This is a genomic window from Azospirillum soli (genome assembly GCF_017876165.1).
GTDB lineage: Bacteria > Pseudomonadota > Alphaproteobacteria > Azospirillales > Azospirillaceae > Azospirillum > Azospirillum soli.
Genome location: NZ_JAGINQ010000004.1, coordinates 403,676 through 429,451, shown reverse-complemented (window position 1 = coordinate 429,451; position 25,776 = coordinate 403,676). Strand labels below are relative to the sequence as shown.

Here is a 25,776-nt window from a genome sequence, read left to right as displayed (position 1 = left end):
CGCCAGCGGCCATCCGATCACCAAGCTCGATGAGCTCCTGCCCTGGGGCCATACCCGGCAGGCGGAACCCGCCGTGGCCTGAGAACACCGCTTACGATCCAATCACGTTGACGAAGGGTGAGCAGGGTTAAGCGGCGGAAGAACCCTGGCGGTCGATAAGGTCCGCGTTCGCAGGAGATCCGATCGTAGAGCCCGCAAGGTGTCAGCCAAACTCCGGCTTTGCTCCACCGACCATGCATGCGTCGAGGCCCCGCCACCGAACAGGGAGCGCTCCAAGTCCTTTGCAGCAAGCATAAGCCGCGCTCCGCCCGCTTCGCCATCCCGCCAGCACCGTTCGGGGAGCCGGTCACGCCATTGGACGAAAGCCGTATAAATGGCATGGGAATCGGCACCTCGGCAGGCCTCCAGCAGCACATCGAACGCGTTCCGTTCCGACTGCTGCCGTTGGACGCGTCGCTCCTCCCGCACCGCCCCCAGCCGGGCCCTTACCCGACCAATGACAACGATCAGCAGGAAGGCTCCGCCGACGAACCCCACCAGCATCCAGATATGTCCAGGGTTGCCAGCTGACGCACCGTCCGACGGCATGGCCGAAGGAACCGGGGCGGCAACGGTCACGCGAACCGCTGGGAAGGTGACGGTGCGCAGCCGGCCCGCCTCCAGGTCCCACCATGTCTGCGACAGCGCCGGCAGGTCGAAGGCGCCCTCCTTCTCGAAGACGTAGGTGGCCCGATCGACGCGCTCCCCGGTGACCTCGCCACGTTCGACCTTGTCGTCGATCCTGGGGGATTCGCCATAGACGCGGACCCCATCCGGCGCCGGAAAATGGATGTCCTGAAGCGCGCTGCCCGGAACGTCGGTGACCTCCCGCGTGATGGTGCGGACCAAGGCGTCACCGGCCTTGAACGCCGTGTCCGGCGCCGGCGCCCATGACTCGTGCGCGCTCAGCCGCGTGGACGCCGTCACCGCCTGCGCTGGATCAACTCCCGGAGGTACGGTGATGGACAGCCTCAGTTCCGTGCCATGAGCCACGCCGGTTTCATGCCCCGCACGGTCGAGAAGCGTGACGGTCGCTGCCGGCACGACGAGGGTGCCGCCGCGCCGTGCGTACAGGGCGAATTCGAAGCGCTGACCAACATAGCTCCGCCCCTTGATGCTGTCGCTGAGCGAGGTTGCCTGCGTCTCGAAGCGGAAGGCCTGCGCGGCGTCCATGCCCGGCAGGGTAACCCGTGGCGGGTGGGCCATCCCGTCCCGAAACAGCACATCGACGAACAACCGTATGTGCTGTCCGATGACGGCGTCCTGGTCCGGACGGGTCGAGGTGCGGACGACGACCGAAGCGGCGTCCGTTCCATCGGCCGCGCGAGCCGAACCGACGACCGTGCCACAACAGGACAGCCCCATCGCCAGCCAGCCGGCTATCCAGCGGAGCCGATGCAACGCGTGGGCAAGGGTCACGGTGGTCCTCCCGGAGAGCCGCCGGATTCGGGGGCTGCCTGAAGCTGGTAGGCGAAACGCGCCCGCAAAAAATCCGCCGGCTGCGTCTGCACCCGCTTGAGCCACAGGGCGCGGATCGCCTCGTCGCTCATGGGGGCGCCACCGGCGGTCTCCGTGTCCTTGCCGCCATCCTTCTTGGTCTTGTCGTAAACGACGTCGTCCGGGTCATCCTCGGTGTCGCCTTCGTCACCCCCTTGCGTCCGAATGCGATCCGCCCGCAGACGGGCGAGCGCCCGGTTCGCCTCGGCGTCCGCCCAGCCGGGCCTGAGCGCGAGCGCCCGGTCGTAGCGGGCGACCGCGTCGTCGTATTTTCCCAGCATCACCAGGGCGTTGCCTTGATCGTACGCGGCCTCGGCGGTGTCCGTGCCGGCAAACTGTGGCGCCGCGTCCTTGAAATTGCCGGCCTTCATCAAGGCCACACCGCGCCACATCGGGTCGATGAAGGCCCCGGCGGCCTCCGCGTACCGGCCCCGCTCCAGCAGCCAGCGGCCGCGCTGGTCGGGCGTTGCCCACAGATCCCTCCAGCCGACGAGCAGCGCCGCGCCGATCAGGGTCAGGAGGACACCGACGAAAAGACCGACGAAGGCGTTTCGTTCCACTCCGCGCCGAACAGCCTTCAGTCGCATGGCAACTGCGCCCGGTTCGTCTCTCGCTCGCTCAGCCATGGCGCTCCTCACGCGGGCAGCCGCCAGCCGCGCCGGAACCATCCGAGCACCAGCGCCGCGATCAGCGGTGTCAACCAATAGCCGGCATCCTGCCAGCGGGCTTCGTCCTCCTGGCCGGCCGCCGCCGGAGCGGTCGCGGATTCCAGGCGGCGGGCGATGGATACGGCATCGGCGACATCGACGGTCACCTCGACCAGACGGGCGTTCAACGCGGCAACGGCACCCTGCAACGCGGTGTCCTGAGCGGCGCGGCCGGGTGGCACCATGGCCCACAGGATGGTTGGCGGCCGACCGGCGCCGTTTTCCGATGCCCGCAGCGCACCGACCTGATCGGGCGCCGCCGTGTCGGCCAGGACGACCACCGAACCGCCACGCTTGCCCTCCGCCAGCACGCGCGTTGCCAGCATCACCGCCGGGGCGAGCTGGTCCCCCTCGCGCGGCATGACCTCCGGCGACAGGGCGCGCGCCATGGTCAGCACGACGTCCTTGTCCACCGTCGGCGGGAGAACCAGATGCGCCGAACCGCTGTAGGCGACGAGGCCGGTGGCCGCGCCTTCCCGCTGGTCGAGCAGGTCGGAGATTTTCTGCCGTGCCCGTTCGAGGCGGGTCGGCGGCAGGTCGGGCGCCATCATGGTGGGCGTCACGCGCAGGACGATCATGGCGGGCGGGGCGGCGTCGGCGAACAGGGAGGGCTCACGCCGCCAGGTCGGCCCGGCTATCGCCACAATCCCAAGGAGCCAGCCGAGAAACAGCATTGTACCCGGTGCGAGGCGTCGGGTGCGCTCGCCGCCGACGGTCAGGTGAGCCAGAAGACCCGGATCCATGACGACCCGCCAGGGCTGCAACGGATCGCCCGTCCGGCGGTCGAGCCACCACAGGACCACTGCGGGAACGAGCAGCAGCAGCCACCACGGGCGCAGAAGGTGCAGGGCGGACAACAGGTCGGTCATCGCGGCATTCCCCGCGCCGGGGCATGGCGGTCGGCCGCACCAACGCCTTCGAAAGCAGGTCGGCGGCGCAGCCTTGGCAGCAAGCCGAACGCCTCGGCCGCCATGCTCAGGATGGTGAGAGCCGCCAACGGCACCCAGAACAGGTCGGTCTTCGGCCGCACGGACACGGTGTCGACCTTTCGGGTTTCGATGGCATCGAGCCGCCGGTAGACATCCGCCAACTGGTTCCGGTCGAGCGCGCGAAAAAAGCCCCCGCCGGTCGTGCCCGCCACGTCCTGGAGGGCCTTTTCGTCGAGCGCGTCCTCACCGACCGCGGTCGGGTCGCCGATGGCGATGGTGTGGATCGTGATCGCCTTGTCCCTGGCGACGCGGGCGGCCTCCGCCGGCGGAACACGGCTGGCCGTGTCGTTGCCGTCGGTCAGGGCGATCATCGTTTTGGCGGGCACCGTCGAGTGTTCGAACAGCGTGATGCCCAGCCCGATGGCATCGCCGAAGACGGTGCGCGGACCGGCCATTCCGACCTGCATCTCCTGGACGAGGCGGCGGCAGAGCCCCAGATCGGCCGTGAAGGGCACGAGCGTGAAGGGCGCGTTGCCGAAGACCACCACCCCGACCTGGTCGCCGTCGCGGCGCGACAGGAAATCGTCGAGCACCTGCTTCACGGCCGTCAGACGGTCCACCGTCGCCCCGCTGGCGTCGGTGAAATCGCGCGTCGCCATCGATCCGGACAGATCGACCAGAAGCAGAAGGTCCCGCGCCGGCCGGTCCCGGTGCAGCGGCGGCTCGATCCATTGCGGCCGTGCCAGGGCGGCGACGGACAGGCACCAGCACAGGATGAGCACGGCCGTCCGCCAGACGCTTCGTCCGGCGACGACCGCCTCACCCCGGGGCGTGGCGCCGGTAAGCGCGACCAACGCGCTGAAGAAGGGCACGCGCACTGCCGGCCGTGGCTCGATGTGCGGCGGCACCATCCGGTGGACGATCCACGGAAGGGGCAGCAGGAGCAACAGCCATGGATAGGCAAGGGTCAGCATGGCCCGTCGCTCCCTCCGGATACCCGAGCGCGGTGGGTTCGGAGCCACAGGCGCGCCGCCGCCGCGATCCCGCGCAACGCCTCGGTCTCGCCGCCGGGGACTGTTCCATAGGCGAGGTCGGGAAGATGCCGCGCCGGTCCCTTGCTGAAGGCGTCGGTCCCGGCCGTGTGGTCGAGAAAGGCGAGCCACGAGGGTCCGTTGAGGCCGGCGATCTCGGATCGAGGGTACGCGGCGAGTGCTGCCCGCTTCAGCAGCGTGGCCATGCGTTCGGCAAGCACGGCCGTGTCCGCCTCGCCGATGTCGCGCTCCAGCGCGTCGAGGGCTCGGAGAGCCTCCCGGCGGTAGGCGTTGGCGCGGTGTCTGGCAACGGCTCGGACGGCCAGCAGAAGGCCGGCCAGCACAAGGCCTGCGGCCAGAATCCACCAGCCCGGTGCGGGGGGCCACCAGGGGACCGGCGGGGGCAGTGCGAGGTCGCGGAGGTTGGACAGGCTTGCGGGATCGTCGGTCATCCGTGCGCACCTCCCGGCCGCGCGCGGCGCTCCGCCGCGGAGAGCGCCATACGGTGCCCGAGCAGGTCACGGATCTGGTCGATCACGTCGCGGTCGGTGCCGACCGGCAGCACCGGGATGGCGTGATCGTGGGAGAAGCCGGTGATGCGCGCCTGCCGCTCGGCGAAACCGGCGGCGAAGCGGCCGCGCAGGTCGCGTGCCGAGGTGTCGATTTCGATCTGGCGTCCGGCCTCCGCGACGGTCACCCGGCCGATGTCCGGCAGGGCGGCTTCCATCGGGTCGTGGATGAACACCGTCAGGACATCGTTGTGCGCGGCGATCCGCGTGACGAGCCGGATGGTCTCGTCGTCGGCACCGAAGGCATCGGTGATGAGGCACAGCAGGCCGTCATGCGTGACCAACCGGGCGGCCCGCCGCAACGCTTCGTTGAAAAGTTGCGGGTCGGCCGGCGAGCCGCCGTCGGCGCGCAGGGCACGGTTCTGCCGGACGACGGCCTCCAGGATGCGGGGAACCGCCCCGCTCCGGGCCTGCGGTCCGATCTCGGCCACCTCGCCCTCGGAGAAGACGATTGCCCCGACCCGGTCGCCGAGCGAGGTGACCCGCCACGCCGACAGCGCGGCGACCTCTGCGGCGACGACCGACTTCATCGCTCTTCGGCTCCCGAAGAACATGGACAGGCGCTGGTCCACCAGCAGCAGCACGCTGCGGTCCCGCTCCTCCGTGTAGACACGCACATAGGGGCTGCCGAGCCGGGCGGTGGCGGACCAGTCGATGGTCCGGATGTCGTCGCCTTCGACGTAACGGCGCAGCTCTTCGAAGTTGAGCCCGCGCCCGCGCAGCCGTGAGGCATGGCGCCCGGTGAGGATGCTGTGAACCGGCTGCCGCGGCAGGAAGCTGAAGCCACGGGCCCGATGTCGGAGGCGCAGCAGGGCGTCGAGCGTGCCATACGCCCGTGCCGCGTCGTCGGACGGCGCCTTGCGCTGCGAACGCTTCGGTCCATTGATCGCCATTCGTCGTCCTCCACCCGCTGGATCAGGTCGCGACGGCAACCTGCCGCAGGATCTCGTCGATCACCCCGTCGCCGGTCACGCCGTCGGCGATGGCGTCGTAGCTCAGCGACACACGGTGGCGCAGGCAGTCGTGGGCGACGGCCTGCACGTCCTCCGGCACCACGTAGGTCCGTCCCTGCAACCACGCATGGGCGCGCGAGCAGCGGTCGAGCGCGAGCGAGCCGCGCGGGCTGGCTCCGACCGCGATCCACGTCTTGAGCGTGTTGCTGTACTCCTCGGGCCGACGGGTTGCCGCGATCAGGGCCACGATGTAGCTCTCGATCGCCTCCACGGTGGTGACCCCGGCGATCTCCGCCCGCGCGTCGAAAACGCTGCGCTGCGCGATGCGGTCCTCCTGCGGCGCCCCGGCCGGTTCGGCGGTCCCCGCTTGCTCCTGACGCACCAGACGCAGCACCTTCACCTCGTCGGCGTCGCTCGGGTAGTCGATCCGGACGTGCATGAGGAAGCGGTCCATCTGCGCCTCGGGAAGCGGGTATGTGCCTTCCTGTTCGATGGGGTTCTGCGTCGCGAGCACCATGAACAGGTCGGGCAACGGGTACCGCTTGCCGGCGACGGTCACCTGCCGCTCCTCCATGGCCTCCAGCAGGGCGGACTGGACCTTGGCGGGAGCCCGGTTGATCTCATCGGCGAGGATCAGGTTGCCGAAGATGGGGCCCTTGCGAAACTCGAAGGCCGCCGCGCCCGTGCCGTCGCTCCGATAGATCTCGCCACCCGTGATGTCGGAGGGCAGCAAATCCGGGGTGAACTGAAGCCGGCTGAAATCAGATTCCAGGGTCTTCGACAGGCTTTTGATCGCGCGGGTCTTGGCAAGGCCGGGCAGCCCCTCCATCAGCACGTTGCCATCGGCGAGAAGCGCGATGACGAGCCGCTCGACGACCCGCTCCTGTCCGATGATGGACCGGTTGACGCGCCGCTGAAGCTCCAGAATGGACTCGCGTGCCGCCATGTCCGCGTTCCCCCACTTTTTGCCGTCGAAGCTTCACCGCTGAAAGGGAAAGACGGCCTTCCAATCCGCCTTCATGTCCACGACGAGCCAGCCGCGCCCCGGTGCCTCGTCCAACGCCTTGTCCAGCTTTCCAACCGCCGAGGTCCGGTCGTAGGCCCACTCCCGCTCCGCGTCCGTGTGGTGGACGAGCAGGGCGAAGCGCGGCCCCGGCGCCAGCGTGGTCCATTGCAGCATCTGCAGGTCGCCGTCCGAGTTGCCCGCCGCGAAGATCGGCCGACGCCCAATGGCCCTGGCGATCCCGACCGGCTTGCCGGGGCCGTCGTCGATGAAGTCGATCTCCGGCAACCGGCGCAGCAGTGGGCTGTCGCCGCTCAGTTCGTATTTGAGTTTGATGCTGGACCCGACGACCTGTTCCGGCGGAATGCCGTAGATGGTCTCCGTCCACGGGCGCATGAATTCGACACCGCCGCCGGACACGATGTAGACCTTGAAACGCTGCTCCTTCAGATAGGCCACCAGTTCCACCATCGGCTGGTAGACCAGATCGGTGTAAGGACGGTTGAAGCGCGGATGGCGGGCCGTTGCGATCCAGGAGGTGACGGCCGCCGTGAACTCATCCGACGTCATGCCCGCGTGCGTGGCCATGACCAGCGTGTCGATGGTCCGCAGGCCACCGGCGGCGAGCGTCTGGTGATCGCCGTCCAGCGCGGCCTTGTAAGGTTGTTCGGTCCGCCATTCCGGATGCTGCGGCGCCATCGCCTTCAGGCGATCCATCAGGAACGCGGCCTGAACGTAGGCGGGCTGCTCCGACCACAGCGTGCCGTCGTTGTCGAAGGTGGCGATGCGCTGGTCGGGCGGAACGAAGTCCGGACCACCCTCGGCGGTAATCCGAGCGACGAAGCCCATGATCGCGGCCTTGGCCGCGCCGTCGTTCCACGACGGCAGCGGGTCGCGCTCCGCCGCCACGCCCGGTCCGGCGACCAAGGCAAGAATGGAGGCCACGACCGCCAGTCGGACCCAGGAAATTCGGCAACACGACAACACCATGATCGCCCTCCGTTGTTCAACCGAAGCGGCATCGCCCTTCAGTGCGGCGTCGAGGACTGTTGAGGCACCCACAGAGGCAAGGAGACGGTGAGAAACCCGGTCGTTCCGCCGGGAACGCAATTCTCTACGTCAAACTCCCGGTAGACCTTGAGGCGCGTGGATATCGGCGCCTTGCCGATCTGGAAATTGTACCCGGCCGTGCCGCCAAGCGCGGTCGTGCGCCCTTTGAAATCTCCCAACACTGCGCCGGAACCGCTGTCGCCGGATATCTGCTGGTAATGGTAGCCGACGATCCCGATTGAGAAGTTCTTCGAGAGATATTGGGACGCCGCCCATTCCAGATGCAGTTCCGTGCCGGTCCGGTAATTCGTCGCCGGGTTCTCGCCGTTGAACGTCACGCCGATGGCCCCGGACAGGTCGAGTCCTCGCTCGGTATCGAGCCAGGTGACCGCGCCGGTCACATCGGTCGCCCATCGATTGAAGGAGATGTTGGCGAGCGCGCCTTCGCGGTAGTTGCCGACGGGCGTGTTGACCGACACGATGCCCGTCGCGCGGAACCGGCCGGACTGCCAGCCGAGCATGCCGGAAAACACCGGATCCCCGATGGTAAAGGTGCTGTCGCTGGCGGAGCGGCTGAACGGGCCGACGACGGCGCTCGCCGACACGTCCGGTCCCCCGAATGGAATGGTCGCGGAAAAGGCAAGCTGGGCATCGCCCAGCGTCCAGGGCGTCGACCACAGGAAGGTTGGCATTTCGATGTAGGCGCGCGACCGGAAGTCCGTGGCGATGTTGCCATGGACCGGAAGCGGCTTCGAACTGCTCCGGTCGGCGTAGAAGACGTAGAAGTCGTTCTGGAAGAAGACGCCTTGCGGCGGAACGACTGCGGCCAACGGTCCGCGCGATCCGAGCAGATAGAAGCCCGTCCCATTCTCGGCGGCGCCGGCTTCCTGGACCGAAAGACCGCAACCGATCGCGACGGCCCAGGCGCCACACAGCCATGACCAGCGAGAGATCGCGCGATGGGGTGTCCACGCACCGCCGGGCGGCTCCGTTCCAACCGGTCCAACGTTGAGAGGCATGGCGCCACCTTGTTCAGGTTCGAGTCTCATCCGGCTGTTCCGACGGCTCATCACGCGGCCGCGTCACTGTTCCAGGCTGAACTGAAGCGTGAGTCCCGCGAGGATCTGCCAGCGGGGAACGCCCTCGCCGTTGTGAAAGACCGTGTATTGCGGCTCGACATAGGCGTTCAGGGACGTGCTCCGGCTGACTTGCCAGACCTTGCTCACGCCGAAACCCAGGGGGACGTAGCGCGTGTCGTTCTCAAGGCAGCGTCTGTAACCCCGCCAAGCTTGGCCCGTTGCGTCAGTATCGATTTTACCGTCGCCGCCGACGTCTTTCGATCCGTTATCTGACTTTCATTTAAGCAATTTGTATCTAGACATTTGGAGCCACCATTAAGGATTGGCATCCTGCAAAGCTCTCTCTGAAAGAGAAAGCTCGCTACGGTAACGCCAAGCGCAAGCGCCTCGTCGCTGCCCTTCGAGAAAACGGTAATTAACCCGATCCGGTCGGGACGCCTCCGTCCTTCCCTGTTAGGGCGGACATTGCCAAAGGCCGACGCGTGGCTCCGCCGCCGTGCACAGCCAAAGCCGGTGCGCCATGCCGCCGTGGCACAGCGCCTTTCGAACTCGGGTGGGGGCAGGAAAAGGAGAGCGCCATGATTCTCACGCGCCTGTCCGATGGCTTGGTCATGGCGTTGTCGCTGCTATGCGCCTTTTTGCGCCGGGCGACTGTCGATGGCAGACCGATTCCGCTCGCCATGCCGTTGCTGTGCGTGCTTCTCCTCGCCCAACCCTCGGGAGCACAGTCCCCTGCGGCCGAGCCGGCCAAAATGGACAGTGCGCAACTGCAAACGCTGGTGGGCCGGATCGCGCTCTACCCCGATGACCTTCTGGCCATCGTGCTTCCCGCCTCCACCCAGCCCCTTCAGGTCGTCCAAGCCCAGCGGCTTCTCGAACAGCGCCGAAGCAACCCGAAGCTCACACCACCCAAGAGCTGGGATCCGAGCGTCGTGGCCCTGCTGAACTACCCGGACGCCCTCAAGGTGATGAACGACGACCTCGATTGGACGCAGCAGCTGGGCGAAGCCGTGGTGCGCCAGCAGGACGGAGTCATGGATGCGATCCAGGGCTTTCGCCAGAAGGCTTTTGCGGCCGGCAATCTGAGGTCCAACGACAAGCAGACGGTGACGACGCAGAAGGAGACCATCGTGGTGCGCTCGGCAGACCCCACCGTGGTCTATGTGCCGACCTACAATCCGGCAACGGTCGTCTATGTGACGCCACCGGCCGCGCCGCCCCCTTATTACTGGTCTCCGCCTTACCCGTATTACTACGACCCGGCGGCGACCTTCTTCACCGGGGCGGTGTTCGGCACGGCGTTGGGGTTCGCGCTGTCCTGGGACGATCACGACATCTACCACGGCGATGTGAACATCAATCGCAACGTGAACATCAACACGCAGAACGTCCGCACACGGATCGACAGCATTTCGCGAAATCGCGAGAACCGCTGGCATTCGACCAACACCCAATTGGGACGCCAAGCCCGATTGAACCCGGCGGGTGGGATTGGGCGCGCCGCCGCGCCGTTGAACGCCGACCAGGTCCGCCGTGGGTTGGCCAACGCGACGCCAGAACGCCGGGCTCATGCCGCACGCTCCCCTTCATCGCTGCCGGATCACCGCTTCGCCGGCGCCGGGGAGCATTTCAGCCCCGGCAACCACAACGCCTTCTCCAACGTCGAGCATGGAGCGCTCGCACAACGCCAGAGTCTGCGCGGGCTGCAAAGCCTCGGTGGAGCGGGCGGGTTCCAGCATGGAGGATTCCAGGGTGGCGGATTCCAGGGCGGGGGATTCGGAGGCTTCCACGGCGGTGGCTTCCATGGGGGCGGCTTTCATGGCGGCCTGCACAGACGCTGAGGAACGCCAAAAGACGGGATCCGGAGGTTCATGATGACTGCGGCGCATCGCCTTTTTCGAGCGGTCCTGGCCGGCGTTCCTGCGTTTGGCGTGCTGATGTTCGCCATCGCGACGGCCCTCGCCCAACCGCAGCCCGCCCCAACCCCCGCCCCAACCGTGGAGGCGCTGCCCGCGCCGCCCCCTGATCAGCGCGGCTTTGCGACGGCCCAGGAGGCGGCGGACGCATTTCGGGCCGCGCTCGCCGCGGACGACACGCAAGGCCTGCTGGCGATGTTCGGTCCGGCCCACGCCGACCTCGTCGAAGGACCCGACCCCGCGAGCGCCCGTGTGGACCGGCAGCGCGCGGCGCACGCGGCGAAGGAGCGGATGCGCCTGCATGAGGAGGGCGACGTCGCCGGAATTCTCCTTGGCCACAACGATTGGCCCTTCCCGATACCGCTCGTGCGCGTCGACAGGCGATGGTTCTTCGATACGCTCGCCGGCGAAGAGGAGATTTTCGCGCGACGCGTCGGCGCCGACGAGCTGGACGCCATCGCGGCCGTGCACGCCTTCATTCAGGCCGAGCACGAGTATATGGCCCGACAAAAGGCGGCGGGCCGTCCGGCCGCCTACGCACGCTACATCCAGAGTTCGCCGGGCAGCACCGATGGATTGTGGTGGCCGGTGCAATTGGTCGAAGGCAATGCCGCAGGAAACACGCAGGCAAGCCCGCTGGCGGCCTTTGTCGAAAAGCAACGCGTTTTCCTGGAGGGCCGCCAACCCGGCGACCCCTATCGGGGCTACTGGTTCCGCATCCTGACGGCCCAGGGGGCGGGAGCGCCGGGCGGAGCGATGAGCTACGTCGTCGACGATCGTCTGGAGAAGGGCTTCGCCATCCTGGCTTGGCCGGCCGATTATGGACAAAGCGGGATCATGACGTTCCTGGCCGGCCCGGATGGCCGTGTCCTGCAAAAGGATCTCGGCGAAGACACGGCATCGGTCGCGCAGACGATCTGGGCCTACGATCCCTCGGACGGCTGGACGCCGGTGAATGCCCGCTGATGTTTCTCCGAAAGCGGGATGGCCGGCGATGAACGGGCCGTATCGGGTGGACGGGCCGTGTCGAGTGTTGCGGTATCTCCGGGGCGCCGCATCGGCCGTTTCGTCAAAGCTACGCGTTAATTGCCCGACCAGAGTTGCCGCGGCGGCGGCTCCCCATCACGCTTGCGTCCCACATGGCGGTGCCACCTGCGTGCTGCCGCCGGGGGTGTGCGTCAGGAGCGTTTTTGATCCATGCCGCCTGACCCCCGCCGATGCGAACGCGATTCCTTGAACGAGGATAGAACCCCGATCATGAGCATCGACGCACCAGCGTGCCGCCCAAAGCCGGACACTTCCCAAGACGCTCCCCAAGACCGGGGAATGGTCTGGATCTCCGGAGGCACCTTTCGGATGGGGTCCGACCGGCATTACCGGGAGGAAAGTCCGGTCCACCGCGTCACGGTCGCCGAACGCCCCCTCGACCCGGCGGATTATTCGGGGGCCTTGCCCGGCATGCTGCAACCGGGCGCTCTGGTGTTCCGCAAGGCGAAGCATCCCGTCGATCTCCGGAACCTCGCCAATTGGTGGGCGTACGTTCCGGGCGCGAACTGGCGCCATCCGGAAGGGCCGGGCAGCAACATCGACGATCGGCCGGACCATCCGGTCATCCACGTCGCACACGAGGATGCCGAGGCCTACGCCCGCTGGGCTGGGAAGGCACTGCCCACGGAAGCGGAATGGGAGTTCGCCGCGCGCGGTGGCCTGGACGGCAAGACCTATTGCTGGGGTGACGAGTTCACGCCGGACGGCCGCCATATGGCCAACATTTGGCAGGGGCAATTCCCCTGGCAGAACCTGGGATCCGATGGATTCGAAGGCACGGCCCCGGTCGGTTCCTTCCCCGCCAATGGCTACGGGCTGTTCGACATGGCGGGAAACGTGTGGGAGTGGACCTGCGATTGGTACAGCGCCCGGCATCCGGCCAACGCGGGCAAGCCGTGCTGCATTCCGAGCAACCCGCGCGGCGCTCCTCAGGAGCGCAGCTATGACCCGGCCCAGCCGCACATCCGCATTCCGCGCAAGGTGGTGAAGGGAGGCTCGTTTCTGTGCGCCCCCAACTACTGCGAACGGTACCGGCCGGCGGCACGCCAGCCACAGATGATCGACAGCGCCATGTCCCACATCGAGTTCCGGTGCATTATCCGAAAAGGGAGGGAAACGTGAGCGGATCGGCAGACAACAACGACGTGCCCATGCAAAAGGCTCTCAGCCGCCGCAACATGCTGCTGACCGGGACGACGCTGGCCGCGGCGTCCGCGCTGACCCCAGCCGCCTTGATCGGCACCGCCAACGCACAGCAGCCGCAACCGCAACCGACGCCGACGCAAACCCAGCCGTCCGGTTCCCGCCCCAACATCCTGGTGATCTTCGGCGATGATATCGGCCAGTCGAACGTCAGCGCCTACACCTTCGGCCTCATGGGCTACCGGACGCCGAACATCGACCGGATCGCCCGCGAGGGCTTGATGTTCACCGACTATTACGCGGAGCAGAGCTGCACCGCCGGGCGGTCGGTCTTCATCACCGGCCAATCGACGCTGCGCACCGGCCTGTCCAAGGTCGGTGTGCCGGGGGCGACCGTGGGGCTGCAAAAGGAGGACGCCACCCTGGCCGAACTGCTCAAGCCCCTTGGCTACGCGACCGGGCAGTTCGGGAAGAACCACCTGGGCGACCGCGACGAATACCTGCCGACCAACCATGGCTTCGACGAGTTTTTCGGCAATCTCTATCATCTGAACGCGGAGGAGGAACCGGAACAGCGCACCTACCCGCGCGACCCCGAATTCCGCAAGCGGTTCGGCCCGCGCGGGCCGCCGCCGGCGATCCGGACATCAAGGACAAGCTGCTGAAGGGGCACAGCGCTGGCGGCAAGACCTTCAAGGTCCATCTCGACGGCTACAACCAGCTCCCCCATCTGCTCGGCGAGCAGGAGCGCAGCGCCCGAAAGGAGTTCTTCTACTTCGACGACGATGGCGATCTGGTCGCCATGCGATACGAAAACTGGAAAATGGTGTTCTCCGAGCAGAGGGCACAGGGAACGCTGCGCATCTGGGCGGAACCGTTCACGCCGTTGCGCCTGCCCAAGCTGTTCGACCTGCGCGCCGACCCCTATGAGCGAGCGGACATCACCTCGAACACCTACTACGACTGGCTCGTGTCTCAGCCATACATCATCTTCGCCGGCCAGACGGAGGTCGCAAAGTTCCTGGAAACATTCCGGGAATTCCCGCCGCGGCAGCGCCCGGCGAGCTTCACGGTCGACCAGATCATCGAGAAGATGCAGAGGAATCTGGAGTCACATCAGTGATCCCAGGTCGGCGTGGCGACATCCGACCGCGCCGGGCTGCAGAACGGCACGGTTCGGTACGCTCATGCCCGGTGACGGGCGGCCGCATCGGACGCCATGTGGCCTTATGCGCGCCGCACTCTCATCCATAAGGGCGCTTAACAAAACAGGGTTCGGGTTGTTGGGAGGGGCATGGCAGCCCCTCCCGTGTCCGACGCCCTGTGGGCAGTGATTGAGCCGTTGCTCCCGCCGGACCGGCCCAAGCCCAAGGACGGGCAAGCCCAAGGACGGGCGGTCCCGGCTGGACAACCGCGCGGCGCTCACCGGCATCCTGCTCGTGCTGCGCACCCGCATTCCGCCGTCCGCTGCGAACGTCGCGCCGATTTAGCCCGGCTCACCCCTTCAACAGGGTATCCCCGCGCAGCTCCGCCAAACCGTCCTCATAGGCCCGGTCGAACAGAGCCTCCAGCTTCGCGTCGGTCCCCCGCAGCCCGGCGACGACCGCGTGCGCCCATTCGAAATACTCGACCTTCCGTTCCTGCGGCCAGTCGGCGGGCGGGCTGTGCGCCATGGAGCGCAGGTTCGACACCTTGTCGGCCAGCTTCACCAGCTTCGCGCGGGGCGAGGCGGTGGGGGCGGTGTCGATCTGCCGCTGCTTGCGCTCGGCCTTGCGCAGGCGCTTGTCGTCGGTGGTCTCGGCGACCACGCTGGCGACCTCGCCTCCGAACAGCCGCTCGATCTCCTCATAGCTGGCGTCGGTGTCCTCCAGCGTGTCGTGCAGCAGGGCGGCGATGACCGCGACCGGGTCCTTGCCCTCCGTCGCCTCGGCGACCAGAAACGCCACCTCCGACAGATGGTTGAGGTAGGGTTCGGCCCGAACGCCCTTGCGGCGCTGATCGATGTGCTTGAGCGCGGCGAATTCCAGCGCGCGGGCGAAGTCGAGAAGTGCGGTCATGGCGTTCCTTGCGGGTCGGCGCTACGATTGCCCATCGGGGCGGAGCAGGGCGGGAAGGGGCGGAGAGGGCCGCATGTTCACGAGTTTCTTCTTCGAGCTGCGTAAGGCGGGCGTTCCCGTCTCGCTGAACGAGTACCTGACGCTCATGGAGGCCATGAAGCGGGGCATCGCCGCCTTCCGCGTCGAGGACTTCTATTACCTCAGCCGGGCCTGTCTGGTGAAGGACGAGCGCAACCTGGACCGCTTCGACCGCGTGTTCGGTCAGGTCTTCAAGGGCATCGGCGAGACGGGCGGGGAGGGCGCCGACGAGGTCCCCGTCGTGGACATCCCCGAGGAATGGCTGCGCAAGCTGGCCGAGCGTTTCCTGACCGACGAGGAAAAGGCGCAGATCCAGGCGCTTGGCGGCTGGGAAAAGCTGATGGAGACCCTGGCCCAGCGTCTGGCCGAACAGAAGGGCCGACACCAGGGGGGCTCCAAATGGATCGGCACGGCCGGCACCTCACCCTTCGGCGCCTACGGCTACAACCCGGAGGGCGTGCGCATCGGGCAGGCCGAATCCCGCCACCGCCGCGCCGTGAAGGTGTGGGACAAGCGGGAGTTCAAGAACCTCGACGATCAGGTCGAACTCGGCACCCGCAACATCAAGGTGGCTCTGCGCCGCCTGCGCAAGTTCGCCCGCACGGGTGCGGCCAGCGAACTGGATCTTCCCGGCACCATCCGCGCCACGGCGAACAACGCCGGCTGGCTGGACCTGAAGATGGTGCCGGAGCGGCACAACGCGGTGAAGGTGCTGCTGTTCCTGGACGTCGGCGGCTCCATGGACGACCACATCCGCCTCGTGGAGGAGCTGTTCTCCGCCGCCCGGACGGAGTTCAAGCACCTGGAGCACTTCTATTTCCACAACTGCGTCTACGAGAGCGTCTGGCGCGACAACCACCGCCGCCATGACGAGCGCACCCCCACCTGGGACGTGCTGCACACCTATCCGGCCGACTACAAGCTGGTCTTCGTCGGCGACGCCGCCATGAGCCCCTACGAGATCGTCTACGCCGGCGGCAGCGTCGAACACTGGAACGAGGAGCCGGGGCAGGCCTGGATGCAGCGTCTCCTGTCCATCTACAGCAAGGCCGTCTGGCTGAACCCCACCCCGGAACGCCTGTGGGGCTACACGGAAAGCACCCGCATCCTGCAACGCCTTATGGGCGGGCGGATGTACCCGCTGACCCTGGAAGGGCTGGATGGGGCTATGCGGGAGTTGGTGCGGTAGTTTCTCTCCAGCAATGCCTTCAATCCCCTCTCCCCTCTGGGGAGAGGGTTAGGGTGAGGGGGATCGGCACTCGCCGAACCTCCCTGTCATTACTCCAAATTGTCCAACACCATTCCCAAAGTCTCGTCGCCCCACTTCAGCGCATGACAGTACCGACGCAGTTGCCCGCATTGTAAGCGCCAAACGCCCGGTCCTCTTCCGCCTCCTCCGCGAGGCCTAGCCGCCGCTCGTGGTCCATTTTAATCTCGGCTGCGCGCCTTCATTAACAGACGCAGGATCTCGAGATACAGCCAGATCAGGGTGACGGTCAGGCTGAAGGCGCCATACCACTCCATGTACCGGGGCGCCCCTGCCTCAACGCCCGCTTCGATAAAGTCAAAGTCGAGTACCAGATTGAACGCCGCGACAGCGACCACGAATAGCGAGAACAGGACGCCGACGATGCCGCTCTCATGGATCATTGGCACACGTATGCCGAAATGCATCAGCATTAGGTCCACTAGGTAGAGCACGGCGATGGCACCCGTCGCGCTTACCACCATAAGCTTGAAATTCTCGGTCGCTTGGATCAAGCCGGACTTGTAGGCCAGCAGCAGGCTGAAAAATACGCCGAAGGTCAGGCCGACCGCTTGTGGCACGATACCGGGAAACTTCGCTTCCGCAACAGCGCTGATCACGCCGATGCATAGCCCCTCGGCCAGCGCGTAGATCGGGGCGGTGCCGGGCGACCACTCGGGCGTGAACACCGTGGCGAAGCCGACGACCGTGCTGACCACCAAGCCGACAATGGCGTATATCATCAGCGCGCCGAAGCGGCTGGGGTCAGTCACTGCAAGGGACTTGCCGTTCCCGGACAGACCAATCACGCCAGACATTTGCCAGTAGACATAGCCCGCCGACACGGCGACCAGCAGGAACATTAGAAGAGTACGGTTCACCGCGCCGGAGAGCGTCATGCGCTCGCCGACAATGGTGTCGTGACAGCGAAACACTTCCTCGCGAAGCGTGGGGTTGCCAGAGCGCATGAGATATCTCTAAATTCGTGAATTTAGATAGGATTTATAAACTCAAGGCAAACATCAACGCAACCTTGCGTGGTTTAAGGCTCCAAACTCAGGCTAACGATCCGTACCAAACGAGCGAGTGGGAGCCGGCCCCTACGGACTGGTCAAACCGCATGGGTTGATGAGCCAGCTTCACCGGAGTCACAATCGGTTCGCTCTGTGCTCATACAAATCAACCCAGGCTTGATGCCTTGTCGCAATGTTGCTCCAATGCGCTTCTTAGGATAGAATTCATGAAGTTAACAGGCGTAGTGCGCCTGTTAACCAGTGCAACATACCCAAAAAATGTCGCATGATGTTGCACTGGTTAATGCACTGCCCGCATAGCCCGCGCCTTCGTTTGTGCGCTCATCGTTGTGCACTCACCGCACAATGACCGCGCACAAACAAACCGGCGTAACGCCATGGTATCGTTCGTAAATTCGCCAAAAAACGCCATTGTGCAGATTCTGAAATCTCCGAAATCTGCACAATGATGCGGCATTATGGAGCAAACGCCACCAGCTGTTCGTGCACAAAAGGACCATTGTAAATGGACCCCAAGGTCGCCTTGCCGGCATGCGCCAGGTGTTCGCTGACAAAAATGTCTGCACATCGACGAACGAGTCTGCACCTTGCTGAGCAATGCATTGATCCGCAAGGAACTGCGGCGTCACCTGTTCGGGCCGGACGGTCCCGAGGTGCAAACTTTCCACGTGGGGACGTCGAGGCACCCACGGCAGATCAAAGGGTTGGAGGCCGATCAGGTGCAGACACTTTTGTCGGGGGACACCGGGTCCTTGATCTTCAGCCATGCTGCGAGGCGGTGCTAAGTCGCTCGACAATAACACCTTCCTGCCTGATTATCGGCGCGCTGATAGCCGGCGGTTGAGCCATCCAAAGCACCAGATCGCGGTCTGCGCCACAAGCCAGCCACCGCCAAATGTCCCGGCCATGATCTGCCAGTTTTCTATCGCCTCTCCGCCCATCGACTTCCATGCTGGATAGGGAAGGATCGCTATCACGGCCACCAGAATCAGCGGGATTGCGGGGACCAGGAACAAGAAATCTCCAAGAAAAAACATCCGCTGAAACGCCCTGAGCCGCAGCCAAATGAACCGCCGACGGTTTTGGTACGGCTGAACCGTCGCTTGCCTCACGACAAGCGTCCTAGGGTCGAGCGGATCGGGCGCTATAGGCGTCCAGTGCAACTCTCCGGGCGGAGCCACATACTGGCCAAGAGCCCATTTCATCGATGTCAGCAAACCCAACGGCAACGGACGCTCGAATAGAGTTGCCGCATCACCTTCGAAGATGATCCGGCCAGGATCTTCTCGCTCTCGGAGGCCCTTAGTGGACCACCGCCACCGGAAGCCGGAGGAAGCGAGTACGTAGGCAATCCCATCTGTGCCGGACACGAAGCGACCGGTCGCTACGATCATGCCGAAGTCGTCACAGTCATTGACGAAGGAGGAAGGTCTGTACACGCTTGCCCTTCCTCAATCGATAAGGCCGTGATAATGACCGACTTCAATGGCGGCCCTGACAAATTTTTTGGCAGTGGCCCGATCCATTATTACTCCCTTCCCATCAACGTTCAGATAGATGCTATCTTCGCCTATCCCGCCGGGAACTTTACAGCCCGAATAGAAGGAGGAGCGTCCGAACTCGACGTCGATCTTATTTTTCCCACCTTGATCGTGTACCGTCTCTTCGAAATATACCGTCGTTGCCATCGTTATCGCTCCTTTAATGAACGCCTAAGAGGCGCTGGTTGTGTTCCGCGCATCGGTTGTGCCGGTTTCGCGGAACAGTTCGGGATGCCGCTCGAACAGCACGTCCATGACGGTCGTGACCAGCGGCGCAAATTGCGTTCCTTCTATCGCGCCGGTCTACGAACGCAATGTATCGGCAGGAGGTTGAACAAACGCTCCCCAGTGCTCTCCCGCAATCGCCGCGAGCACATTGGGTTCTATACCGGTGAGCGTCTTTACTGCTTCATCTGTCATTACCTTGCATTTTAAATAAATTGGGGTTTCGTTGCGGCAAAGCTGCGCGGTAAAATAATACAGCGCATTACGTGGCACTTTGGCGTTGCCAATATCCTCTATGATCTCCCACTTGGACGCCGAGCATCCTCTTACCGGTCGAGAGAAAGACGTGTTGCCGGGGCCAAGCGCCTTTATGCATGCTGAGATCAACACAAAATCAGGGCTGTCATCTAAACCAAGAAACTCCCTGCATTTTTTCTTGGCGGAGATAGCCTCTGCCTCCGATAAAACGTACCCGAGGGATATCCCAGCAAAACTCACTGCATATTTCATCGGCTCTATGTTCATAAGAAACGCTCCCTAATTGGACACATTATTCGTTTGAGCGATACCGAAGCCTCCAGCGCTCAGCGTGCAGCGTTCTTGCACGACTATCAGCAGCCTGCGCGCAACTGAGAGAGCTATATGGGGTTCAATCCAGAGATTGGTCTCGTTACAGGGGTATCGGAAACCTTGGCCCGATTTGCCGACTGCTACCAAAACATTGATCACGTGCATTGTGTCGCAGCCGTCCAAGATGGACTCATCCAAGCCGCAGGCCCTGCACTCATCAAGAAGAGCAGCCAACCGGTGACCGAAATCCCTGAGAACCTTGGCTGACCGGCCGCTTCCGCGAAGGAACGCCTTCAACGCAAGCTCAATGGCCTGTTCGGTGAGGTGCAACACCGGTTCGTCAAAATGGTGCCGTCCGGGCTCACCTGCATCGATCAGTACCTGTGCGGCTTCAGCATAGGTCTCCGCCATTCGCCACAGGCCGGCGGCCGTTGGAAGATCGATTGTGACGTAGGCACCGGTCAACCTTCAGCTCCTTAAGTAAGTAGGCCGTCACCGGATCGGGCGACCGGGCTGCGCCAACCGATTAACCGTGCTCCGTTGGCTGAGGGCGAACGCGGCAGCCGGGTCAGTGGCCTCTGGATGAGCAGCGTTGTGGGCCAGAAAGCCTTGGACTGCCCCAGCACCAGCGACGGTTAGCCGGTGCAGGATGCCCACTCCATCGTCCTTCGCCAACTTCCAGGTTCGAAGGTCGCGGAATGCGTCCTCGTCTGCCGGCACCGGGGCATCCCGACAGTCGCGGTCGCGGTCTTTCCGCAGGAAGCACAGCGCGGCGATGTGACGGGCTTCAAAGTCCATGTGCGTTCCTTAAATAGACACTGTAGCAGCTAATCAATAAGAAGCAGCGCCGCATCCGGCACCACTTCAATGGCGGGCTTCGCTCCGGCTCTCTTCACGTCAAATTGCACCGTTGTCGTCGGCACCGAGATAACGGTCCCCATTCGGCCTGTTTCTGCAAACTTCTTGAATAGCGCCGGCCACTTTTCGCCCACCACCTTCGGATTTAACTTTACCCGATCACCTACTTGAAGCTCACGCATTGATCTGGTCCTCCTTTTCTCGAAAACCTTATTGGGCGGGCTCCACCACCGGCGGATCAATCTTTGGCGGATCATCGGCGTCATCGCTATGCAGGCGCGCCACGACCGCAGCCGCAAGCATCGCCTTTTCATGACCGGGGGCGAACCACAGGTAGAGGCGCCATACAGGCCAGTTTCCAACCCACCGGTGACCGGACTCGCCTGGTGCCGCAGCTGCCGCGCTGCGGACCGCCTGGCCGATGATCGACCTCTGACTGGTCGTGATCACGAGTTGTCCCCACCCTTCCGGACGTGCTGCCAGTTTCGGGCATTCAGCCGGCGGATACGGGCCGAGATCGTCCACATCAGGCGGCACATGCTGCGGCATGGAAGGCTCTCCTTTTTCAGACTTCGCCAAAGCGATATGAGTGCTGCTCAGCAACGTGTCGAAGCTCGGCTGGAGCAGTTCGTGCAGCCGGTCGTCGACCTGATGCCCCGTCGTGCACGTTCAGAACGAACTCTTGGTCGTGGTCGACGGTACGGACCTAGCACTGAGCGCCGCCGCAGGCCCTTGATCACCTTTCCCCCAGATCAACCCACCTATCGGCCGCGTCTTGTGCCCGTTGCTGGGCGTCGATGTCTCCGTCCTTGGTCCCATCACCATGGAAATCCTCAAAGCCGACTTCCTTGCTGTCTAGCAAGAAACAAAGCCGATATGTGGCCGCTACATCACTTCCTATTTGCTTTACCATAAAGCTGCGTCCTTTTCGTTCCGACATCTAAAAGCTCCATTCTTAGGGGGCACCGGCCGCGTCCAACCGCGCCCGACAAGCTTCTTGAGCCCTATCAGGGCCCGTTCCTGGTTGATCCAACCTTGTGAAAGGCGGCCAATGCCTTGTACCAGGCAGGCGCGCATGGCTTGTGCTTTTCCTCGGTCATTAGGGCTTCCGTTTTCAAAAATCATCTTGGCCATAGATTGGTGTAATATATGCCGTTCATTTTCACTAAAAATATTGCGCTCCTATTGTAAGCCTGCGTCGTTGCGTTACTAGGGGTGACTTGCTCTGACTCGGAGCAGGTAGACGCTGACTGCTGACGAGACCGTCACAACCAACTCTGCATCTTCGAATCGCGGAGAGCGCCCCTCTCGAATGTGCCGCCCCTGCTCCGATGCAAACCCCCACAGTTTCTCAAGCGCGGCATCCAAAGGTTTGGGGAGGCTCAGATCGGAAATGATCTGGCCAAGTGTCTTGGTGGGCTGGTTCAAGATATCGCGCGCAACACATTCAAGAGCCGCCATGGAATGTTGAATAGCGCCGGTGATGTCAGCTACAGGTCGACGGGATAAATCGGCAAGAGCTTCGTGCATCTCCCGTGCAGCAGTCTCACGACCGGCGTCGATCAACATTCGAGATGCTTGTTTGGACGCCTCAGCAAACGTCTCTGATCCGCGCGTGACAATGCGGCCGTTTTCCATCGCCCATCCGATCCCATTCTCGCGGAAGAGATCATTTAACCTGTCTTCAAACTCCCGTCCGCGTTCCTGATCGGCGTGAGCGAGGCGGTTATAGAAACTTTCCGCAATGTCATAAACCCGGTGCCACGGTGCGTTCCAGACCAGCTCTTCTACTTCGCCAGCAACATTTGGGTAGGCGCTCCAGTTATCCGGGTTAGGCCGCTTAAGCAGTATCCCGCAGATCTCTTGCCGTGCGTCATGCGGCGAAAGACCAAGGTGATCAGCGAGCATGACAATGCCTTCGCGCAGTGCTTCCGGTGCGTCCTCGCGGACCTTGATTTCAGCTTCGGCGCTCTGATAGCCGAACCGGCGTGAGAAGGACTCACTCATGCGACGCTCCTGTCAGAGGCATAAAGTGCTTCACTCCGAAGCACTCAGCTGCCGCTATCTTTGATAGATGAATGTTTTGGTGAGGCTTTCAGCGTGGAAGCAAGGAGTTTAGCCTGGTGAACATGACTTCAAAGCGGTCAAGCGTCGCCAATACGTCCACCGACTCGACTTTTAGCGCCGATGGGTTCTGGATGAGCCAGTTTGACGGCGGGAAGTGCGAAAATGCCTTCGCCTCAGGCGGAAGCACTGCGTTGACGAGGTGCTCGACTTTCTTCACCAGGCGGTCGGTTCCAACCTGCGCGGCCGCAAGTTTATCGGTTGTCAGTGCCGCATCCCCGGCCAACCCGTAGGCGCCGTTGACGATTTGGGCGAACAGGCCTGGTTCAAACATGTCCTCGATGTCAGCTTCCGGCTTGTTGCAGAAGTCAGCGACGGTGAAGACGTGCCCTTCCTGCAGGATATTGCTCCGGCGGAGCTTCTCAACCTGTCCCTTTTGCCCTGAGGCAAGGTCCATCAGCACGGCGATATGCAGCTTGTTGCCGCCAAAGAGGCTGATGAACGCCTGCACCTTGTCGATCCCGTTCGCTGGGCAAACGGTCCACCGTCGGTCCAGGCCTCGCCGTCCGCGCGCCTCCAGTTCAGCAGAGACCGCCTGGAAGTACAGGATTTCAGACGGCCCCTCGACAAGCAACGTGTGCTCGCCGACGAACAAGCTTTGGGTGATCTCGTAACCGAGGGCGCCTTGGAGTGGGAACAGCGTGTCACGGTCAGTGCTCAGAACATCGCCGCCCACCTTAGTGCCCAAGGTCTCAAACTCGAACTGTGCCTTCTGCCGTACAACGTCTTCAACCGTCCGGACACTCGACAGATCATCGTGCGGGACCATGAACGGGGAGTGGGTCGTGTAAATGACTTGGTGGTTCGGCTTGAGCTTCTCGTCTATGTATCGGAGCAGATCGGCTTGAGCCTTGGCGTGAAGGTTCAGTCCCGGCTCATCCAGCAAAATGATGACGTTGCCGTGCTTCTTTTTTACTTGGGAGAACAGCACCAAGAAGGAAAAGAACCAAATGAACCCAGCGCTGCGTTCTCCGAACGGCACAGTCATTTCGTGCAGTTCGTTGTAGATGCGCGCTCGCATGACTGTACCAGCGTTGAACGGGGCCGGATCCCCAGTCTTGGCGGCTTCCACAGTGAAGCGGACCTTCAAATGCCGGTTTTGAGACCAGTACTCAAAGATTTGTCGGGTAATCTTGATCGAGGCACTCTCCACCCTGGCGATCAAATCCTCATAACGGTTTACACCTGAAATCTCGTCCAAATTTGTTCCAGCAAATTCCAAAAACGCCTGGAATACATGATCCTCACGGGCGACCTTCGTCGCGGCAATGTCATTTTTGAGCTTCTCAATAGAGACGTCACCGCTCATGCGGTCATAGTTAGCGACGTACATAAACTTGGGAGTTCTGGCATCCAGAATATCGATCACCGCAAGGTAGGCGCTGTGTCCCCGCATCTGCTGGATACGCGCCGCGAGGGCCTGCATCGCTGGCGAGGCACCTGAGCCTACAGATTGAATGTATTCGAACGCCTTCTTAGCGTCCGTCAACGGCTGCAGCGCTTCTCGCTCAGCGTCATCACAGCCACACTGTTCGACAAGGAAAGCCAGAGCCTTCTTCGTGTCGATGGGCACGGTCCAGGAGGAGCCCTTCTGTTCGTAGGCCTTGGTAACAGTAACTTCGTTGCCGGTGAGACAGCCAGGACCAAATACGCTGGTGACTGCCTTCTTGTCATTCTCATCCATCGTCCAGACAGTGCGGATGACTTGGGCCTCTTCGTTCTCGTGGCGCTCGTCGTAGTCGGATAGGTGCTTGCGCGGGTAGTCCTTCAGTTTATCGTATTTGGCGTTCTCCCCGTTGTACGGCCGCAACCGTTCCAGCGCCTGAAGAATGGTGGTCTTGCCGGACTCATTCTTGCCCACCAAGCAGGTGACGTCACCGATCTTGAACTCGTTGCTGTCATCAATGCAGCGGAAGTTGGTGATCTGAACCTTCGAGAGCTTCATGGGTGCGGCGCCGCCCTGTCGGAAAGTTGCCCCCTGGTGCGATTCCATGCGACGCACGGATTCATTGAGGGAATCGAATGGTGTCTCGCCAGGATAATGTTCAACTACGAAGGCGTCAACGCGATGTGGTGGCGCAGCGGATTGGTCTGCGCAATATGTTGCGCCGAAGCCCTTCGACGTAGATGCACGGTTCAGGTGATTCGAAGTGAGGATAGGAGCGCTTGGCCCTGAGCCGTTTTACCCACCGCCGACCGCACGCACCCGCCCACCGCCCCTACAAGCCCCCCCCCCCAAAGCGCCCGCACGACGCGACCACACCACCGTTGTTAGCGTGCAAATGACTGCCAACACCAACCTCACCAAGCGCCCCACTCCAAGACAACACCTCTTGCCGAGAGGTTAGGCGTAACGTATGTTCGCTCATGGAGTGTGGGGTTGTTCTGAGGGTGGATCGCGAGGATGTTGGTGGACAAGCGGACTGCACCGCTGGGACCAGCGGATGATGATGAAATGAAGCGCGCGTTTTACGCAGCGCAGCTTGAGACCGTGGAAGAGACGATTGCTCGCCTGGACGAGGAGAAGAGGCGGCAGGAGAAGCTTTGCGTCTGGCTAAAGGCCGAACTGGCGAAGTTGAATCCCGCCACCCAAAATCCGCAAACCGTTGAGAGCCCCGTCAGCAGTGCGCCAGTCCAGTCGAGCGAGGATGAGCACCTCGTTGTTCCGGATGAGCCCTTTTACCCCGACGTACCTACACGACTGCGACCGGAATCAGAATTCTGGTCGCGAATGTACGTGCTTATCCCGCAGGCGCCCGCAAAGGGTTGGACGCCGACACAGCTCACCTTCGTCGCGCAGAAGGAACGCTCAGACCTCACGAACAAGCGGGTCCGCAATCAGCTGGACCGCTGGCGCAAGCGGGGGCGTATCGAGCATGTCGACGGCCTGTGGCGCCGTCCGACACCGTCTCCTGACCAGCAAACAGAGGAGGGTGGCCCTATGTAGCGATTAGCTGCAACTCGCCGCCAAAAAGCGGAACGCCCGGAATCGGCTGGCACCGACCCGAGCGCCCCTTGATGGCTTCATCACTTGGCCCCGCCGCTCGGCGCAGCACAAAGCGACTCACCGCCCACCGGTT

The 25,776-nt window shown here is 63.4% G+C and carries 28 protein-coding genes and 1 pseudogene; 8 read left to right on the top strand and 21 right to left on the bottom strand.

The window, feature by feature from the left end; translation table 11 throughout:
- Window positions 1-102: 102 nt before the first annotated feature.
- The 10 genes from J2852_RS09730 to J2852_RS09685 form a co-directional block, all read right to left on the bottom strand.
- Window positions 103-1,458, bottom strand: a complete 1,356-nt coding sequence (locus J2852_RS09730) for a hypothetical protein (protein ID WP_343206708.1) — start codon at window positions 1,456-1,458, stop codon at window positions 103-105.
- Window positions 1,455-2,123, bottom strand: coding sequence for a tetratricopeptide repeat protein (locus J2852_RS09725; RefSeq protein ID WP_209874471.1), 669 nt, complete (start codon window positions 2,121-2,123; stop codon window positions 1,455-1,457). Before J2852_RS09725 ends, J2852_RS09730 begins: the two co-directional genes overlap by 4 nt.
- Before the next feature lie 47 nt (window positions 2,124-2,170).
- On the bottom strand, window positions 2,171-3,112 hold the full coding sequence (locus J2852_RS09720; RefSeq protein WP_209874468.1) for a VWA domain-containing protein: 942 nt from the start codon (window positions 3,110-3,112) through the stop codon (window positions 2,171-2,173).
- On the bottom strand, window positions 3,109-4,146 hold the full coding sequence (locus tag J2852_RS09715) for a VWA domain-containing protein (protein WP_211112154.1): 1,038 nt from the start codon (window positions 4,144-4,146) through the stop codon (window positions 3,109-3,111). Before J2852_RS09715 ends, J2852_RS09720 begins: the two co-directional genes overlap by 4 nt.
- Entirely contained in the window at window positions 4,140-4,655 is a 516-nt protein-coding gene (locus J2852_RS09710; RefSeq protein ID WP_209874462.1) for a DUF4381 domain-containing protein, read from the bottom strand. The genes J2852_RS09715 and J2852_RS09710 overlap by 7 nt, the downstream gene beginning before the upstream one ends.
- On the bottom strand, window positions 4,652-5,665 hold the full coding sequence (locus J2852_RS09705; protein WP_209874460.1) for a DUF58 domain-containing protein: 1,014 nt from the start codon (window positions 5,663-5,665) through the stop codon (window positions 4,652-4,654). The genes J2852_RS09710 and J2852_RS09705 overlap by 4 nt, the downstream gene beginning before the upstream one ends.
- A gap of 22 nt (window positions 5,666-5,687) precedes the next feature.
- Window positions 5,688-6,671 (bottom strand): AAA family ATPase, encoded by a 984-nt coding sequence (locus J2852_RS09700; protein WP_209874457.1) that lies wholly within the window; start codon window positions 6,669-6,671, stop codon window positions 5,688-5,690.
- Window positions 6,672-6,704: 33 nt separating this feature from the next.
- The gene (locus J2852_RS09695) at window positions 6,705-7,718 is read right to left on the bottom strand and encodes an HAD family hydrolase (RefSeq protein ID WP_209874454.1); all 1,014 of its coding nucleotides are present in this window, start codon (window positions 7,716-7,718) and stop codon (window positions 6,705-6,707) included.
- Window positions 7,719-7,756: 38 nt separating this feature from the next.
- Window positions 7,757-8,797 (bottom strand): SphA family protein, encoded by a 1,041-nt coding sequence (locus J2852_RS09690; RefSeq protein ID WP_209874450.1) that lies wholly within the window; start codon window positions 8,795-8,797, stop codon window positions 7,757-7,759.
- Window positions 8,798-8,860: 63 nt separating this feature from the next.
- Window positions 8,861-9,004: a hypothetical protein gene (locus J2852_RS09685; RefSeq protein WP_209874447.1), complete on the bottom strand. Its 144-nt coding sequence runs from the start codon at window positions 9,002-9,004 to the stop codon at window positions 8,861-8,863.
- 431 nt (window positions 9,005-9,435) lie between these two features.
- Here J2852_RS09685 and J2852_RS09680 point away from each other — a divergent pair, with 431 nt between their 5' ends.
- The 6 genes and pseudogenes from J2852_RS09680 to J2852_RS09660 form a co-directional block, all read left to right on the top strand.
- The gene (locus tag J2852_RS09680) at window positions 9,436-10,698 is read left to right on the top strand and encodes a DUF3300 domain-containing protein (RefSeq protein ID WP_246499412.1); all 1,263 of its coding nucleotides are present in this window, start codon (window positions 9,436-9,438) and stop codon (window positions 10,696-10,698) included.
- A 30-nt stretch (window positions 10,699-10,728) separates the two neighbouring features.
- Window positions 10,729-11,739, top strand: coding sequence for a DUF2950 family protein (locus tag J2852_RS09675; RefSeq protein WP_246499410.1), 1,011 nt, complete (start codon window positions 10,729-10,731; stop codon window positions 11,737-11,739).
- A gap of 390 nt (window positions 11,740-12,129) precedes the next feature.
- Entirely contained in the window at window positions 12,130-12,942 is an 813-nt protein-coding gene (locus J2852_RS09670; RefSeq protein ID WP_209874444.1) for a formylglycine-generating enzyme family protein, read from the top strand.
- Window positions 12,939-13,628, top strand: a complete 690-nt coding sequence (locus J2852_RS31460; RefSeq protein WP_343206707.1) for a sulfatase-like hydrolase/transferase — start codon at window positions 12,939-12,941, stop codon at window positions 13,626-13,628. The genes J2852_RS09670 and J2852_RS31460 overlap by 4 nt, the downstream gene beginning before the upstream one ends.
- A gap of 137 nt (window positions 13,629-13,765) precedes the next feature.
- Window positions 13,766-14,086 carry a hypothetical protein gene (locus J2852_RS31455; protein WP_246499409.1) on the top strand — a complete coding sequence of 107 codons (321 nt, stop codon included), beginning with the start codon at window positions 13,766-13,768 and terminating at the stop codon, window positions 14,084-14,086.
- A 171-nt stretch (window positions 14,087-14,257) separates the two neighbouring features.
- Window positions 14,258-14,423 (top strand): annotated as a pseudogene (locus J2852_RS09660) (transposase); the annotation flags it as partial.
- A gap of 36 nt (window positions 14,424-14,459) precedes the next feature.
- On the opposite strand, the gene J2852_RS09655 reads toward J2852_RS09660, so the two are convergent.
- The gene (locus J2852_RS09655) at window positions 14,460-15,020 is read right to left on the bottom strand and encodes an HD domain-containing protein (RefSeq protein WP_209874441.1); all 561 of its coding nucleotides are present in this window, start codon (window positions 15,018-15,020) and stop codon (window positions 14,460-14,462) included.
- A gap of 73 nt (window positions 15,021-15,093) precedes the next feature.
- Between J2852_RS09655 and J2852_RS09650 the strand changes: the two genes are divergently transcribed.
- The gene (locus tag J2852_RS09650) at window positions 15,094-16,287 is read left to right on the top strand and encodes a vWA domain-containing protein (RefSeq protein WP_209874438.1); all 1,194 of its coding nucleotides are present in this window, start codon (window positions 15,094-15,096) and stop codon (window positions 16,285-16,287) included.
- A gap of 239 nt (window positions 16,288-16,526) precedes the next feature.
- Here the strand turns inward: J2852_RS09650 and J2852_RS09645 are convergent, their stop codons facing one another.
- The 10 genes from J2852_RS09645 to J2852_RS09600 all read right to left on the bottom strand — a co-directional run bounded on the left by J2852_RS09645 (window position 16,527) and on the right by J2852_RS09600 (window position 24,641).
- A complete protein-coding gene (locus J2852_RS09645) occupies window positions 16,527-17,312 on the bottom strand; it encodes a Bax inhibitor-1/YccA family protein (protein ID WP_209874436.1) in 786 nt (261 codons plus the stop codon).
- An 881-nt stretch (window positions 17,313-18,193) separates the two neighbouring features.
- The gene (locus tag J2852_RS09640) at window positions 18,194-18,817 is read right to left on the bottom strand and encodes a hypothetical protein (protein WP_209874433.1); all 624 of its coding nucleotides are present in this window, start codon (window positions 18,815-18,817) and stop codon (window positions 18,194-18,196) included.
- A 12-nt stretch (window positions 18,818-18,829) separates the two neighbouring features.
- On the bottom strand, window positions 18,830-19,066 hold the full coding sequence (locus J2852_RS09635) for a hypothetical protein (RefSeq protein WP_209874430.1): 237 nt from the start codon (window positions 19,064-19,066) through the stop codon (window positions 18,830-18,832).
- Between the two features lie 156 nt (window positions 19,067-19,222).
- Window positions 19,223-19,669, bottom strand: a complete 447-nt coding sequence (locus tag J2852_RS09630; protein WP_209874428.1) for a hypothetical protein — start codon at window positions 19,667-19,669, stop codon at window positions 19,223-19,225.
- Between the two features lie 12 nt (window positions 19,670-19,681).
- Window positions 19,682-20,179: a HEPN domain-containing protein gene (locus J2852_RS09625; RefSeq protein ID WP_209874425.1), complete on the bottom strand. Its 498-nt coding sequence runs from the start codon at window positions 20,177-20,179 to the stop codon at window positions 19,682-19,684.
- 27 nt (window positions 20,180-20,206) lie between these two features.
- On the bottom strand, window positions 20,207-20,512 hold the full coding sequence (locus J2852_RS09620; protein ID WP_209874422.1) for a hypothetical protein: 306 nt from the start codon (window positions 20,510-20,512) through the stop codon (window positions 20,207-20,209).
- 29 nt (window positions 20,513-20,541) lie between these two features.
- Window positions 20,542-20,754, bottom strand: coding sequence for a hypothetical protein (locus J2852_RS09615; protein ID WP_209874419.1), 213 nt, complete (start codon window positions 20,752-20,754; stop codon window positions 20,542-20,544).
- Window positions 20,755-20,782: 28 nt separating this feature from the next.
- Complete coding sequence (locus J2852_RS09610; protein ID WP_209874417.1) at window positions 20,783-21,121, bottom strand: hypothetical protein; 339 nt, start codon at window positions 21,119-21,121, stop codon at window positions 20,783-20,785.
- Window positions 21,122-21,781: 660 nt separating this feature from the next.
- A complete protein-coding gene (locus tag J2852_RS09605) occupies window positions 21,782-22,579 on the bottom strand; it encodes an AbiJ-NTD4 domain-containing protein (RefSeq protein WP_209874415.1) in 798 nt (265 codons plus the stop codon).
- Window positions 22,580-22,667: 88 nt separating this feature from the next.
- Window positions 22,668-24,641 carry an ATP-dependent nuclease gene (locus tag J2852_RS09600; protein ID WP_209874413.1) on the bottom strand — a complete coding sequence of 658 codons (1,974 nt, stop codon included), beginning with the start codon at window positions 24,639-24,641 and terminating at the stop codon, window positions 22,668-22,670.
- Between the two features lie 459 nt (window positions 24,642-25,100).
- Here J2852_RS09600 and J2852_RS09595 point away from each other — a divergent pair, with 459 nt between their 5' ends.
- Complete coding sequence (locus J2852_RS09595; protein ID WP_209874411.1) at window positions 25,101-25,643, top strand: hypothetical protein; 543 nt, start codon at window positions 25,101-25,103, stop codon at window positions 25,641-25,643.
- The last annotated feature ends 133 nt before the right edge of the window (window positions 25,644-25,776 follow it).